Here is a 13,049-nt window from a genome sequence, read left to right as displayed (position 1 = left end):
CGCAAAAACCGTGCCAACGTATTAATCCTCGACAAACGCATATTTCAAAGTTTTTAATCGATCATTGTTTATCATAAATGATATGATTTTAATATATTTTCTCATTCTTAAGAATTTTGTAGACTTTTGACTATTCTTTTGATAGCATAATTTGTAAATATACTTATGTAAAAGGAGAGCGCATTATGAAAAACATCAAATCTGATAAAATTTCAGATGTTAAAAAGAATAACTTCAACCATTTTGATGACTTTTTATTAACCGTATTAAATAATTGCTTTTGTGAAATTACGGTTACCGATATTAAAGGATCTGTATTGTATTCAAATCCTATGTGTTATGAATATCATGGTCTATCGCTTGAAAAAATGTATAAGACCAACTTTTTAACATCGTACCAAGGCTACTGGAGCCCACCATCGACTTCCTATGCTATTGAAAAAAGACGAACAATATTTGCACACCAAAAATCTATGATTACAGGTGAGAAACACATTACCGTAGCAACTCCAGTTTTTGATGACGATAAAGAAATACAATATATTGTTCATACGACTCTAAAAACCGAACCCTATATTAAGTTCGATATAGATTATTTAGACTCAGAAAAAAATACTAAGCAAGAAAATTTCAGGGAAATATCAAAGCAAAAAAATAATATTGTAGGAAGAAGTTATAGTCTCTATAGTACTCTCAACAAACTATATCGAGGTGCAAAATCAGATATTCCGATTTTATTACTTGGTGAAACTGGTGTTGGTAAGAGTACTTTTGCAAAATATGTTCATGATAATAGTCTACGGGCTGATCATCCATTCATATCGGTTAATTGTGCGTCAATTCCTGAAAACCTCATTGAAAGTGAATTATTTGGCTATGTACCCTACGCATTCACTGGAGCCAATCCTAAAGGAAAAAAGGGACTGGTTGAACTTGCAGATAAAGGCACACTTTTTCTTGACGAAATAGGTGAATTACAACCTCAAATACAGTTAAAGCTTCTTGATTTTTTAGAAAACAAACGTTTTATGTCTGTTGGTGACGTGACAAAGAAAACAGTGGATACTCGAATAATTACGGCAACAAACAAAAATATAGAAGAATTGGTTAAAGAAAATAAATTCAGAGATGATCTTTTTTGGCGAATTAACGGTATTACTCAAACAATTCCTGCTTTGAGAGAACGACGCCATGATATTTTACCAATTGCAACATTCTATCTTAATGAACACAATAAAAAATACCAGCAAAACAAATCTTTTTCTAATAAAGTCATCGACGCCCTTACCAATTATGACTGGCCAGGAAATGTACGACAATTGAGAAATGCGGTTGATTACATGGCTGTAATGAGTCTCGGAAATATCATAACGGATGATAAACTTCCAGAACAAATTCTCAACTTTATCAATGAAAATGAACTTGTACATTATCAACGTACCTTTGAACTACTAATTGAAGACTATAAAAAAAAGATTATCCAGAATTATCATAAAATTCATCCTCAAATCAGTGACTTTGCGGAGACTCTTGGCCTAAGTCAAGCGACAGCCTATCGTTTAATCGGAAAATATGTAAGTAAAAATTGAAATTATTTAGAAATACTGATTATCAAAAGAGAGAATATGCTACTAAATATCGCTCCCATCTTTAAGTATATGTTTTTTGTAAGCCGTTTTTTGGTTCCTTCCAAAGTTAGTGGAAAGCGCTCTACTAAGAATAAAAAATGAGCATTTTAAATACGATTCGTAATGTGATATACAATTATTTCAACCAATATTGGAAAGAACCATTTTTATCTTACAACAAACAAATATAATTTTTTTCAATCACTGGTTTGAAAATTGAGACTGTAAATAATTCGTTTTTGTCTAGGAAGCCTTTCTAGATTAATGGTTAATTAATCAGGGAGAGTTTCAGGTCTTAAATATTTGTATGAATCCTGGATTCCCGTTACTCATAACAACGAAGGAACTCCATAATAAGGGTAACCTCTCAAGTAGAATATAATGTGAGAGAAAATCCTGCAATGACTTCATTGTATATTTTGTCTATAGCGGGAATGTAGTAAAAACAGATAAAATCATGTCTTCATAATACCAAGCTTGTCCACGTCGTTTTATTATTTTATAATCTGTTTTCGGCTAAAACCATGTCGATCAATAATCTGTTGAATTTTTCAGATTCTTCAAAACAGGGAGAATGCGCTGACTTTTCAAACCAAACAAGTTTTTTCTTGGGCGCTTTTAAGTAATGAAAGTATTTTTCAGCAACAATGGAAGAAACTTGAAAATCATTCTTGCCAAGGAAAAAGTAAACTGGTAATTCCAGGCTTTTCACTGTTTCAAAAAGATCAATTTTTAAAAATTCATTTTGTGACATGCTATTCCTTGATGGTGCATTCATTGCTTTGAAGAATCGGATAATATCAGTAAGATTATATTCTTTGACTGTAAATATTTTCATAATAAACGCACTCAAGTTTTTAGAACCGTAAATTGCTCCACCAAAATAAGTGAGCCATTTTCTTTGTATTCTTGTTCCGGTTACCCCGCATTTATAGATGCCGTTCTGGGGTTTACCTATTTCTTTCAGTTCACGAATAGCTTTTCGGTTATGTTGTTCGACGGCGACCTTTAATGTAAATTGATAAGATTCCAACTCACTTGCCGGCATGCTGGAAACCTGCCCTGTTCCGATATATGCGCAAAAAAGTTCTGGATGTTGCAATACTGCCAACGTCCCAATTAAGGTTCCCCAGGAATGACCCAATAAGAAAATTTTATTCTTACTAAAGCGCGCTTTTAAATACTGTGTTAACTCGCAAATATCCTCAACAAACATACTTACAGATAATGGCTCGGTTGCAGTCCTTTTTGTATATGATTTTCCACAGGCTCGCTGGTCCCAATACACAACTACAAATTTTTTTTCCAATGGAGAGTTGTAATATCTGAAAAGACTAGTTTCAGATGAACCGGGTCCGCCATGCAAAAGCAATAGCACGGGATTGTTTCTATTTTCACCACGAATTATGATCGACTGTTTTGTATTTCCGATTGTAACCATACTCATTTCTGCAATACTATTTTCTACTACTCTCCCTTTTATATCTTTAAAGGATGGTGTATAAGCCCTGAATAGTGACATAAGAATGCCTCCAATTTTTAATTGAATTGCCATGCCTGAATGTTTATATCTTTCGCTACAAACATTGTCAATTATATCAAATAATCTGACGATGTTTTCATGTTCATTTTTTTCAATACCTCAAATATGTTTTTCCCTGAACTGTTGCAAATTTTAATTGGAAAATCAAATAATTGAATCAATTTCAGAAGCTAGCGGACCGTGCCGGTTCAAGGTTACAATTGATATTAAAAACTATCGTCATAATATTTAAACATGAAAGCACAAAATTATTTACAGTCTCTTTAACAGGACTGTTTTTGGGATAATCCTTTTGGTGCTGAAGCATAAATCAATTTTTATTTTAGAAATATGCGAAAGAACATATTTATTCACACACTGCATCATCTGATTATGGATAGATATACCTAATGGCCGAGCTTACAAATTCCGCTAGTCCTGGCATCTTTTTGTCTAAATCTTCTTTATACTTTAAATATGACTGTCCGATTTTACGGAAAGTTTTATCGTTAGTTGGAGTCCATTTGGATATCAATTCCTGATAAACAGTAACTGCCTCTCTTGCCGTTAAACTCTCCGGGCCATCCTTCATGGCTTCACGAAACTTTTGTAGGACCTTCACACTAAGAGCAATGAGCTCGCTAAAATCCAAGGTCATTATATTTGAAGCATTTTTAAGGATAAATACGCGGCCCGGAAGTATTCCACTTTTCACTAATGGCAGAAAAAAGGCACTTTGCATGACCTCTCGGATTTCATTTGCATATGTTTTCTTTATCATTTCAATTCGATTTTTATCAAAATCCCGAAGCATTGAAATATCAAACTTATCATCCAAAATACGGTCAACTGACACTATCATTTTTTGCAATTGGGATTGTTTTTCCAAAAGGATTTGTTTATGCTGCCGCATTAACTCTTTTTCCATTTCTTTTGGATTTTCAAGTATTAACCGAATGTCGTTGAGGGAAATACCAAGCTCCTTATAGAATAAAATGTTCCATAAGCGGCGCAAGCTCTCGTCGTCATATTGGCGGTAGCCCGATTCTTTCACCGCGCTGGGCGGTAATAATCCGATTTCATCATAATATTGCAAGGTGCGACGGCTGACCCCAGAGAGCTTACTCACTTCATTTACACTTTTCAATTTTTATTCTTCTTTCTGTTCGATAGGTCGATAAAATATTTTCGAATATTTTTTAAAAAAGCTTGACTCGAACGCAACGTTACATAATATACTCTCATTATCAACAAAAAGCGTTGCTTTGTAAAGTGAAAAAGCAATAAATAAAAACGACGAACACAATGAGGAGGATTTATTATGAATAAGTATGAAAAAGCTCCTGAACTTGAGCCGATTCCAAAGAAAATTATTAACCTTGCTTGGATTTTAGTGCTTGGAGCAATTATGCCACTACTTGACTCAACGATGGTCAACATTGCCGTCAAGCATTTGAGTACGGATTTCAGTACTGGACTTGATATGATTCAATGGGTAATTACTGGTTACGTGCTATCCATGGCAATTTCAGTGCCACTTGCTGGTTGGGCAGTTCAACGTTTCAACGGTAAATGGTTAATGATTGGCGCTAATATATTATTTTTGGCTACTTCAATTGCTTCGGGACTTAGCTGGAGTATTAATTCAATGATTGTTTTCCGAATTATTCAAGGTTCTAGTGCTGGCTTTATTATGACATTAGTGACCACATTGGCAGTTGAAGTTGCCGGAAAAGAGCGAATGGGCTGTTTAATGTCGACCATTAGTATCCCCATGGTTTTGGGTCCAATCTTTGGTCCAGTTATTGGGGCTGTGATTGTTCAATTCCTATCATGGCGTTACATTTTCTTTGTCAACATTCCAATCGGAATTTTTGCCATCACTTTGATGATTTTGAAGTTGCCTAACTTCACGCCTTCTAATATTAAAACAAAATCCGACTTTATTGGTATCATTTTATTGGGTGCCAGTTCATCCGCTTTGATTTATGGGATTACTAGAGCAGCGAAAAATGCTACCTTTAACAACAGCACGACGATTGGTTTTGTAGTTGCTGGGATCGCATTTTTAGCCATCTATACGGTTCACGCTGCTTTCAAAAAGGAACAAGCAATTCTTCCATTACACTTATTTAAGTCGAAAAATTTCAGTGCGGTTATGGTTGGCTTGTTCCTTACAGGGATTGCCACCAATGGTCCAATGCTGTTATTACCTTTGTTTTTCCAAAACATTATGGGCTTCTCAGTTTTGAGCGCTGGATTGATCTTGATTCCACAAGGACTGGGCATGTTGGTTGCTCGTCCATTGATCGGTAAACTGACTGATCAATTGGGGGCGTGTAATGTCGTCTTAGTAAGTTTGGCACTGGCGATCATTGGTACGATTCCATTTGTCATCTTCAATGAGGCATCTTCACTCATTGTTGTGTGTGTTGTCTTGTTTGTCCGCGGTATCGGTATCGGCGGGATCACCATTCCAATGATGACTGATGCGTACACGGGTATGGTCAAACAAGAAATAGCCCAAGCCAGCGTCGGAACTCGACTCGTTCAAAGTATTGGTGGTGGGTTTGGTTCAGCAACGCTTGCAACCGTCGTTAGCCTTTCAATCCAAGGTAAAGAGCCAACGATTTCACTCATGACTACTGCTTACCATAATGGTTTCATGTTAGCCTTAGTTCTTAGCTTGATAATGTTCATTCCAGCTTTGTTCTTAACAAACAAAGCTTCTCATAAATCAGCGAATAGCACTACAGCTCCTTGATAAATTTCTTCTATGTCCCTAAGGCAGCGACCAGACCAGAGAACTCATTCAAATGTCGAACATATGATTCAACTAGCACAAGGTCAGGATTAACCTGATAATAACTAATTCAGAGCGCACTATCCCACCAGTGGGCCGTACCGGTTCAAGGTGACAATTAATCTTATGAATTATCGTCATGTCTAATCTCAAATCAACTCTGAAAAACTCCCTAAAAGTTATAACATAAGGCCTAAAACATCATCAATCACTCATAGCTCAAAATAATAGTCGGATTTAATCTGAAATTCACTATCAGCAATTTGGTTATTAACTTCTTGTGCTTCTACACCTCCAACAGCACTATAAAATGCTTAAGGCATTCTGACGAATGGGTAGATTTTTTTTTGCTTCTTTTTCTCTTGCCTTCTCAATAAGGAAAAGAATAATTCTTTTCTTTATTGACTCAACTTATTGAGGGTAGTATAAAACAAAAGAGGAAACAAAAATAAGCTTTACAGATGGAATTGAATCAGGCTCTACTGCAGAGCTTTTTCTTTCTAATCGTTCTAAAAATTCTATATATAGCACAAAAGCATTGTCAATATATAACAAATATGTTATTATTCATATAATAAAGAAATTGATATATTTAAAGTAATATTATTTTATAAAGATTCAAACAGAAATGAACCAGTAAGGGAATAAAAGTCAGATCCAGTCCAATCAAACAGGATCGCATTCAAATTTACTAAGATCACTGCCTATATTCGATCATTGTAGGATATGGAATAAGGATCGGCAACCCAACTGTTAAACACATTGATGACTCCATTTGGAAACTTAGACCTTTATCAGACCGAATGTTTTTCTTTTATTGGAAAGAAGAAACATTTGTTTTGCTTCATTACTTCCACAAGAAATCTCGAAAGACTCCACAAAAGTAAATAGATAAAGCTAAACGCAATATGAGCGATTTCATAGAAAGGACAAGCTAAAATGAGTATTAAAATAGGAAATGAAGAGTTTAGCGGTCTTTATGATCCCAGTTTCGTGAGCGATTCAAAGAGAGCTGAAATTGAGTTTGAGGTGGCCCTTATCAGTAAACTGATTGAAGCCCGTGAAAAGAGTGGAATGTCTCAAAAGAAGCTTGCTGATTTAACTGGTTTAAAACAACCGGCTATTGCACGCTTAGAAAACCTTAAGGCAATTCCAAAAATTGATACCCTGTTTAAACTCCTTGATCCATTGGGCTTTACTTTGGCTATTGTTCCCAAAGAAAAACGAAAAAAAACGAACTGAAGATGTCTGAGGTCCCCTAGAGCCAAGTAAACTTAACTTTTAAAAAACGAGAGGAAACTTACACATGGAAATAACAACTTCAAAAAAAAGTACCATTGGACTGTTTCACTCCATGCCTATCAGACTGGGGGATCAAGATAATTTGCTATCCATTGTTTCGGTCATCACTGGTTATAATATTGACAGTGTTAAAATCAAGGCCCAAAATATTTTGCTTGAAAAAAAGTCGCAGACCTTACCATGAGTTAGGAGAACTCAATGGATTGCACGTAAGTAGATTTTAAACGAGAAATTCACGTTACTGAAGCCTTATTTGAGAGTATTTCAGAGGAATTATATGTTTATGATGAAGCCAGAAAGCTAATCAAATAGATTGGAGAAAACAAGTGGAAGATAAACGACTGTTTTTATTACTAAAGGAACCCACATCCAATGCTATTTTTAAACTTACCTTTCCGATCATTCTGGGAATGATGGCGCGCGTTTTTTATAATTTGATTGACATTTTTTTTATCGGACTTTTAAATGACTCAACTCAACTGGCTGCAGGCACCATTGTACAGCCTGTTTTTATGATAATGTCAGCCATGGCTGGCATTGTCGCTGCAGGTGGAGCTTCTTATATTTCTCGATGCCTGGGCGCTAATAATGAAAAAAATGCAAACCGCGTATTGGCAATTGGAGTCGGGATTTATGTTATACTTGGATTATTGACGATGGTTCTGGGGTTTACGTTAATTACACCGATAACTTATATTCTTGGAGCTAGTGAGCAAACGTTTCCATTTGCTCTTGATTATATCAGTATCTTACTTTTAGGAACCCTGCCTATTATGGGAAATATTATCCTAGGTCAGTTGCTTTGTTCAGAAGGCTCAGCAATAATTACAATGAATGGGACCTTGCTTGGGACCATAATTAATATTATTTTAGATCCCATTTTTATTTTGGGGTTGGGCATTAAAGGAGCTGCCTTTGCCACTATAATAGGGCATTTGGTTGCCTTACTATATTATGGGTATTGCTATTTTAGTGGGAAAACATTATTGAAAATTCGCATCCGAGATTTTTGTTTTGATAAATTAATTTGGAAAGAAATATTTATTATTGGAATTCCAGTAAGTGTGGCTCAATTTGCTATGAGTATTGCAATTATCGTCAGTAATAATATTGCCGCTTCTTACAGTGATATTATTTTGGCAAGCCTTGGGGTTGCAAGCAAGGTAATGACTATTGGAACTTCTCTTTTATTTGGATTTGCTGCAGGGTGTCAACCATTGATTGGATATAGTTATGGAGCAGGGGATTATGGAAGGGTTAAGGATGTTTTCAAAAAAGCTATCGTCATTACCACGTTTATTGGTATTGCTTTAACGTTGATTTTAGGGGGATTTTCAGAGGAAATCATTAGTGTATTTACGAATGATCCAACGGTAATTGTAGCAGGAGGGACGGTTCTACGTGCTTTAAAGTGGTCTTTACCTTTATTAGGAATATTATTAATTTGCGCCGTTACAGTCCAATCCATGGGAAAGGCCATTCCGGCTCTTATTATTCCGGTATCACATCAAGGTATTTTATTTATACCTGTGCTTTTAATTATGAATAATTATATTGGCTTTTGGGGATATATTTATGCTGAAGCCACTACAGATCTGATTATGCTTGTTATCGCAACCATAATTTTACAAAATATTATGACCCAAGAAATGAGTGAAGATGTAAGCGGTAGTTTAGTAAAAATTCAAAGAAGCTTGAATCAAACCGAAGCAAATCGATTGAAGTTATTAAAGTCAAGAGTTAAATCGCATTATTTTAAGAAGTGATCTAATAAATGGTACCGCAAAAATGTGCTTTTATTCCAAGAACACAATCGGAGAGTACGCCAATTGTGTTCTTGTTAATCGATGTTTTGTTTCACCAGTATTGAAATAAGTATCCATTCTCGATATACAACAATTATCTTAATCCGATTTATTCTAATTGTTTTGACCTGGGGAGTCGCGAGAAAGGATTACAGGTGTAGGTGCCCTTGCCGCCGGATATTACGTTTTTATAAGCCGCTTTAAATCCTGCACCATATTTTCCCATGGAATGGATGTTTGTTTCATTGATTGTGACATTTTCCGGCAGGGTAATTTTTGTAATATCATTCGAGTATACTATTTTGTCTGATCCAAAGGCATCGTCCTTAATGGTTACGTTTAAACTCGACCAGACTATGATTTTTAAAATCCAGATGATTATTTTTCGTGAATCGTATCTTTTACGTTGAAATTTGACCATCTGGATTTGTTTTTTACGTTTAAAATTGATCAGTGAAACCCTATTCCAGTTTCAGTTGATAACCGTCGGTTGTCAAACGATTTTTGTTGATGGATACCATTCGACCAACCGTATCCAGTTTAACATAATGTAACAGCAGTAGTAGCTTTTCCTGAACAAGCTCTTGGTATAAGTCGTTCAGTTGGGTATCCGGTGTTTGCGTTTGGGCCCTGATTTGGCATAAATCGTCAAGATTGAGAAAAACAGCGGTTTCAGTGGACACTTGATTTTTTATGAATTTTTGACTGTTTTTATCATAACTGAATTTTTTCATCCGACTGATCAAAGCCCAGGGATTTTGAGTGCCATAGGTATCATGGATGAAGGTCTGGGCATCTTTACTTCCGGTTGCATTGTAAATTTCAATAATTTTTTCATAATCACGATAGATTCCCGGCATTTATTGATCCTCCTTTTCCTTGTGTAATGTTCTTTTTTCTCTCTGATAATTTTCCCCTTTGACACGAAAACTATCACCTGTTATACTGAGGACATGACAATGATGAACCAATCGATCGAGGATAGCGGTTGCCGCCAATTGGCCCGTAAATACTTCGTCCCATCTACCCATGGGAAGGTTTGTTGTGATGATAAGGGAGTGCTTTTCATATCGTTGGCGAATGATTTGAAAGAAGATACTCTCTTTTTCTCTGTCCATTTTTAAATACGATAATTCGTCAATAATCAAAAGTTGTGTTTTCTCCAGTGGGCCAGAGCCTGCTTCAGATTTCCTTTTTTCAACGCATCGCCCAGCTGATCCGTCAGTTCCTTGGCATTGGTGAATCGGACAGTTTTACCGGCTTTGCAGGCATTCAATCCAATACCGGTTGCAATCATGCTTTTACCTACGCCGGGTGGCCCGATAATAATAATATTTTCCTGTTTTTCCATAAAGGCGAGTGTTCCCAGTTCCCGTATTTTCTGGTGCTGGATCTGATCATTGAAGGCATAATCAATGTCATCCAGAGTCTTTAGATAATTGAAACCGGCTTTTAAAATCAGCTTTTCAGTTAATCGACGTTTTTTTCCTTCTTCTTCGACTTGTATGAGTTTAATCAGAAATTCTTTATAGCCTAAATTTTTGGTGATGGCGTCCTGAATGATTTCATCGCCGTTTTCCCGCATATCCACCAGCTTAAAACGTTTCAGTTGTGTTTGAATATAATCATCCGGTCCAGGTGCTGACAATGCATTCATAGCGTAATCTCCTCCTGCTGTATTTCATAATAATCGCAGTTTCGAATCAATTCCGATTCATGTTCACGCACTTCCATTTTTGTTGACATTTCTTTGTTTTGAGAAATGATTTCAAAGAAATGATCCCGTAACAGCCGTTTAATGGCTTTGATATCGAGCAAACCATGGGCTAGTCCATAACCCAGTACCTGATCCAGATCCTCTGGTTTATACAGATCTGTGAGCTCTAGAATCTTTCGGGCATGATAGGTTGGCTGCTGAAAATGATGGCTGGCTTCGTCCAGATAGCGCTGCCCATTTTCAAACAATCGGGTAAAGTCACGACGAATCTGAGGAATGGATTTACTTGCCCGGGGGGCAATGGCCGCATAATGTTCTTCCTGCTTGAATAAACCATGACGTCCATCGAATGCTTCAACGGTGAGAATCCTCTGATCATCCCCGGTATAAACTTCAATGCGAAAACCATACACAATCCGATACCGGATGGTCTGAGCCACATAGTCAACGAGCAGACTGTATTGATTGGTATTGATATGGATATAACTGTCATTGCTGACAATGCGATTAATAAGGGGTTTAAACCGCAGTCGTTTCGGTGGAAGGGGAAGTAAGGCCTGTTTTTCTTCTGTTTCAAAGTATTCGTTGGGAATACGCCTGGTGGTTGAATGTGTTTCATGATTCCACGCATTGATGAATGCTTTTCCCTCAAAGTTTAAGGCTTCCATGGTTTTAAATGGATTGCCTTTGATAAACTGTTCTTCAATGTACTGGTAAGGCTTTTCCACCTTTCCCTTGGTTCTTGGCCAGTAACAGTTGCAGGCATTCAGTTCCATTCCCAAATGGGCTGCAAGCAGCAGCGCTTTCGGATTGTAACGTATTTCTTCCTCGCTTTGATAATTATTATCAATCACCAGTGCCTTTGGATTATCGATGAGAAGTTCCAGAGTAACCCCTCCCAAATCATCAAACAACTCCTGAATCGCTTCGTAAATGGCTTCACCATCGCAGGTCAGTGAAAAGCAGACCGCTTTTTTCCGGCAGGCTGCTAAAATCATCGTGAAACAATAGACCCTTTTTATTTCCTGACCAATCACCATATCATAAGGCGACCAGTCGAATTGAGCCTGATCACCAACGGGTGTTTCAATGCGAACCGTAGCTATTGGTATATAGCTTCTGCTTTGTTCATCAATTCGTTTTAATGCCCGATATAAGGGATTAATCGATCCTTCATAACCTATTTTCTGTAATTCTCTGTAGATCCGTGTTCCATTAAAATCATATTCCGGCAATGTCCGCCAGTCGATAATTTTATCCAGGTAAGGCTCCATCTTTGATGGATAGGTAGTTCTTGTATATTTGGGTTCCTCCTTTTGTTTGATTAGTTTTTTTACCGTGTTTCGCGTCATACCCAATTCTCTTGCGATTTGTGCAATCGGAATTTTTTTTCGATGCAGTTCCTGAACCGCTGCCCATTGTTGCAAATTTTTCACTCCTTTGTCCCACCTTTCGAGATGTCTCAAAAGTATGGTAATTTAAATTTGGCAGGTGGTCAATTTTAAACGTCATTATTTTTTGGGCTTCATTATTGTCATTGCTGAAAGAAACGATTCGAGTGGTCTTTTTTAAACGTGAATTGCTGGTCATTTTTAATTGTAAATCAATATATCTCATGGATTTTTTAGGAATGTAAGACACCGTGTTATTGAGCGCTTACTTTGATAGAGCCTGAACATCTCTATCTTAAATGGAAAGGTGATTTTTTGGTATAACCCTTATGTCTTTCACCCGCATAGCAGGTGGTTTATTGTTTCGTGTACTATACGCTACTCAACAGACTAAAGTCTATAAAGAAAAGACGACCTGAGTTTGAACCGACCTCCAATTGTTAGATTTTTGGTCTAACTTTTGGGGGTCGGTTCAAACTCAGGTCGTCTTCTTTTTTTATAATGCCTGGTCAACAAGTTAGTGTACCAGGCACCGTTTGAGAATTTCTTTTATGAGCGTCTGGTTCTCCCGGTATCCACCGATTCATCCGCCCATCGTTCCGCTAATTGATCTTCAAAATCCTTCTCGCGTTTTTTCTGATTGTGGCGATGCACAATGAAAATAGCAACAATTGCTATCAGTACAATTAAAGATGGGATATCCCAAATACAAAATCCTAATGTTGAGTGTGTAAAAATTGCATCAAACATTTTCATTTTCTCCTTTTAATTTTATTTCTTTCTTAATTTCTATGATCATTTTCTGCGATCTTTTCTCTTAATTCAAAGATGTGCGCCTGTCGTTTTTTCATGCTTCTTGTGTAAAAAATCAAGATTAATAA

General features: G+C 36.6%; 12 protein-coding genes and 1 pseudogene. 6 read left to right on the top strand and 7 right to left on the bottom strand.

What is annotated here, in order from left to right; genetic code table 11:
- Nucleotides 1-185: 185 nt before the first annotated feature.
- Nucleotides 186-1,589 (top strand): sigma-54 interaction domain-containing protein, encoded by a 1,404-nt coding sequence (locus FZC40_RS14595; protein WP_148605673.1) that lies wholly within the window; start codon nucleotides 186-188, stop codon nucleotides 1,587-1,589.
- Nucleotides 1,590-2,127: 538 nt separating this feature from the next.
- Here the strand turns inward: FZC40_RS14595 and FZC40_RS14590 are convergent.
- Both FZC40_RS14590 and FZC40_RS14585 read right to left on the bottom strand, forming a co-directional pair.
- Nucleotides 2,128-3,150: an alpha/beta fold hydrolase gene (locus FZC40_RS14590; RefSeq protein ID WP_186843873.1), complete on the bottom strand. Its 1,023-nt coding sequence runs from the start codon at nucleotides 3,148-3,150 to the stop codon at nucleotides 2,128-2,130.
- Between the two features lie 391 nt (nucleotides 3,151-3,541).
- Complete coding sequence (locus FZC40_RS14585) at nucleotides 3,542-4,297, bottom strand: MerR family transcriptional regulator (protein WP_148605669.1); 756 nt, start codon at nucleotides 4,295-4,297, stop codon at nucleotides 3,542-3,544.
- 171 nt (nucleotides 4,298-4,468) lie between these two features.
- On the opposite strand from FZC40_RS14585, the gene FZC40_RS14580 reads away from it, so the two are divergent.
- The 5 genes from FZC40_RS14580 to FZC40_RS14560 all read left to right on the top strand — a co-directional run bounded on the left by FZC40_RS14580 (nucleotide 4,469) and on the right by FZC40_RS14560 (nucleotide 9,021).
- Nucleotides 4,469-5,914, top strand: a complete 1,446-nt coding sequence (locus FZC40_RS14580; RefSeq protein ID WP_148605667.1) for a DHA2 family efflux MFS transporter permease subunit — start codon at nucleotides 4,469-4,471, stop codon at nucleotides 5,912-5,914.
- A gap of 752 nt (nucleotides 5,915-6,666) precedes the next feature.
- Nucleotides 6,667-6,840 carry a type II toxin-antitoxin system RelE/ParE family toxin gene (locus FZC40_RS17830; protein WP_311135697.1) on the top strand — a complete coding sequence of 58 codons (174 nt, stop codon included), beginning with the start codon at nucleotides 6,667-6,669 and terminating at the stop codon, nucleotides 6,838-6,840.
- 52 nt (nucleotides 6,841-6,892) lie between these two features.
- Nucleotides 6,893-7,195 (top strand): helix-turn-helix domain-containing protein, encoded by a 303-nt coding sequence (locus FZC40_RS14570; RefSeq protein WP_148605664.1) that lies wholly within the window; start codon nucleotides 6,893-6,895, stop codon nucleotides 7,193-7,195.
- 64 nt (nucleotides 7,196-7,259) lie between these two features.
- On the top strand, nucleotides 7,260-7,439 hold the full coding sequence (locus tag FZC40_RS14565) for a hypothetical protein (RefSeq protein ID WP_148605662.1): 180 nt from the start codon (nucleotides 7,260-7,262) through the stop codon (nucleotides 7,437-7,439).
- A gap of 142 nt (nucleotides 7,440-7,581) precedes the next feature.
- On the top strand, nucleotides 7,582-9,021 hold the full coding sequence (locus FZC40_RS14560; RefSeq protein WP_148605660.1) for an MATE family efflux transporter: 1,440 nt from the start codon (nucleotides 7,582-7,584) through the stop codon (nucleotides 9,019-9,021).
- Between the two features lie 148 nt (nucleotides 9,022-9,169).
- Here FZC40_RS14560 and FZC40_RS14555 read toward each other — a convergent pair whose 3' ends face one another.
- From FZC40_RS14555 to FZC40_RS14535, 5 genes and pseudogenes are all read right to left on the bottom strand, one after another.
- Nucleotides 9,170-9,481: a hypothetical protein gene (locus FZC40_RS14555; protein ID WP_148605658.1), complete on the bottom strand. Its 312-nt coding sequence runs from the start codon at nucleotides 9,479-9,481 to the stop codon at nucleotides 9,170-9,172.
- Nucleotides 9,482-9,521: 40 nt separating this feature from the next.
- Complete coding sequence (locus tag FZC40_RS14550; RefSeq protein ID WP_148605656.1) at nucleotides 9,522-9,920, bottom strand: hypothetical protein; 399 nt, start codon at nucleotides 9,918-9,920, stop codon at nucleotides 9,522-9,524.
- A pseudogene (gene istB / locus FZC40_RS14545) lies at nucleotides 9,921-10,645 on the bottom strand (IS21-like element helper ATPase IstB).
- 68 nt (nucleotides 10,646-10,713) lie between these two features.
- Nucleotides 10,714-12,213, bottom strand: a complete 1,500-nt coding sequence (gene istA / locus FZC40_RS14540) for an IS21 family transposase (RefSeq protein WP_186843872.1) — start codon at nucleotides 12,211-12,213, stop codon at nucleotides 10,714-10,716.
- A 504-nt stretch (nucleotides 12,214-12,717) separates the two neighbouring features.
- Nucleotides 12,718-12,918 carry a hypothetical protein gene (locus FZC40_RS14535; protein ID WP_148605652.1) on the bottom strand — a complete coding sequence of 67 codons (201 nt, stop codon included), beginning with the start codon at nucleotides 12,916-12,918 and terminating at the stop codon, nucleotides 12,718-12,720.
- Nucleotides 12,919-13,049 lie beyond the last annotated feature (131 nt).

Source organism: Acetobacterium tundrae (assembly GCF_008086615.1).
GTDB lineage: Bacteria > Bacillota > Clostridia > Eubacteriales > Eubacteriaceae > Acetobacterium > Acetobacterium tundrae.
The sequence above is the reverse complement of the archived record's forward strand: the minus strand, read 5'-3'. Positions and strand labels throughout refer to the sequence as shown.

Coding starts and splice junctions, on each gene's coding strand:
- FZC40_RS14595 (WP_148605673.1), top strand. CDS start 186: ATGAAAAACATCAAATCTGATAAAATTTCAGATGTTAAAAAGAATAAC.
- FZC40_RS14590 (WP_186843873.1), bottom strand. CDS start 3,150: ATGTCACTATTCAGGGCTTATACACCATCCTTTAAAGATATAAAAGGG.
- FZC40_RS14570 (WP_148605664.1), top strand. CDS start 6,893: ATGAGTATTAAAATAGGAAATGAAGAGTTTAGCGGTCTTTATGATCCC.
- FZC40_RS14565 (WP_148605662.1), top strand. CDS start 7,260: ATGGAAATAACAACTTCAAAAAAAAGTACCATTGGACTGTTTCACTCC.
- FZC40_RS14555 (WP_148605658.1), bottom strand. CDS start 9,481: ATGGTCAAATTTCAACGTAAAAGATACGATTCACGAAAAATAATCATC.
- FZC40_RS14550 (WP_148605656.1), bottom strand. CDS start 9,920: ATGCCGGGAATCTATCGTGATTATGAAAAAATTATTGAAATTTACAAT.
- FZC40_RS14535 (WP_148605652.1), bottom strand. CDS start 12,918: ATGTTTGATGCAATTTTTACACACTCAACATTAGGATTTTGTATTTGG.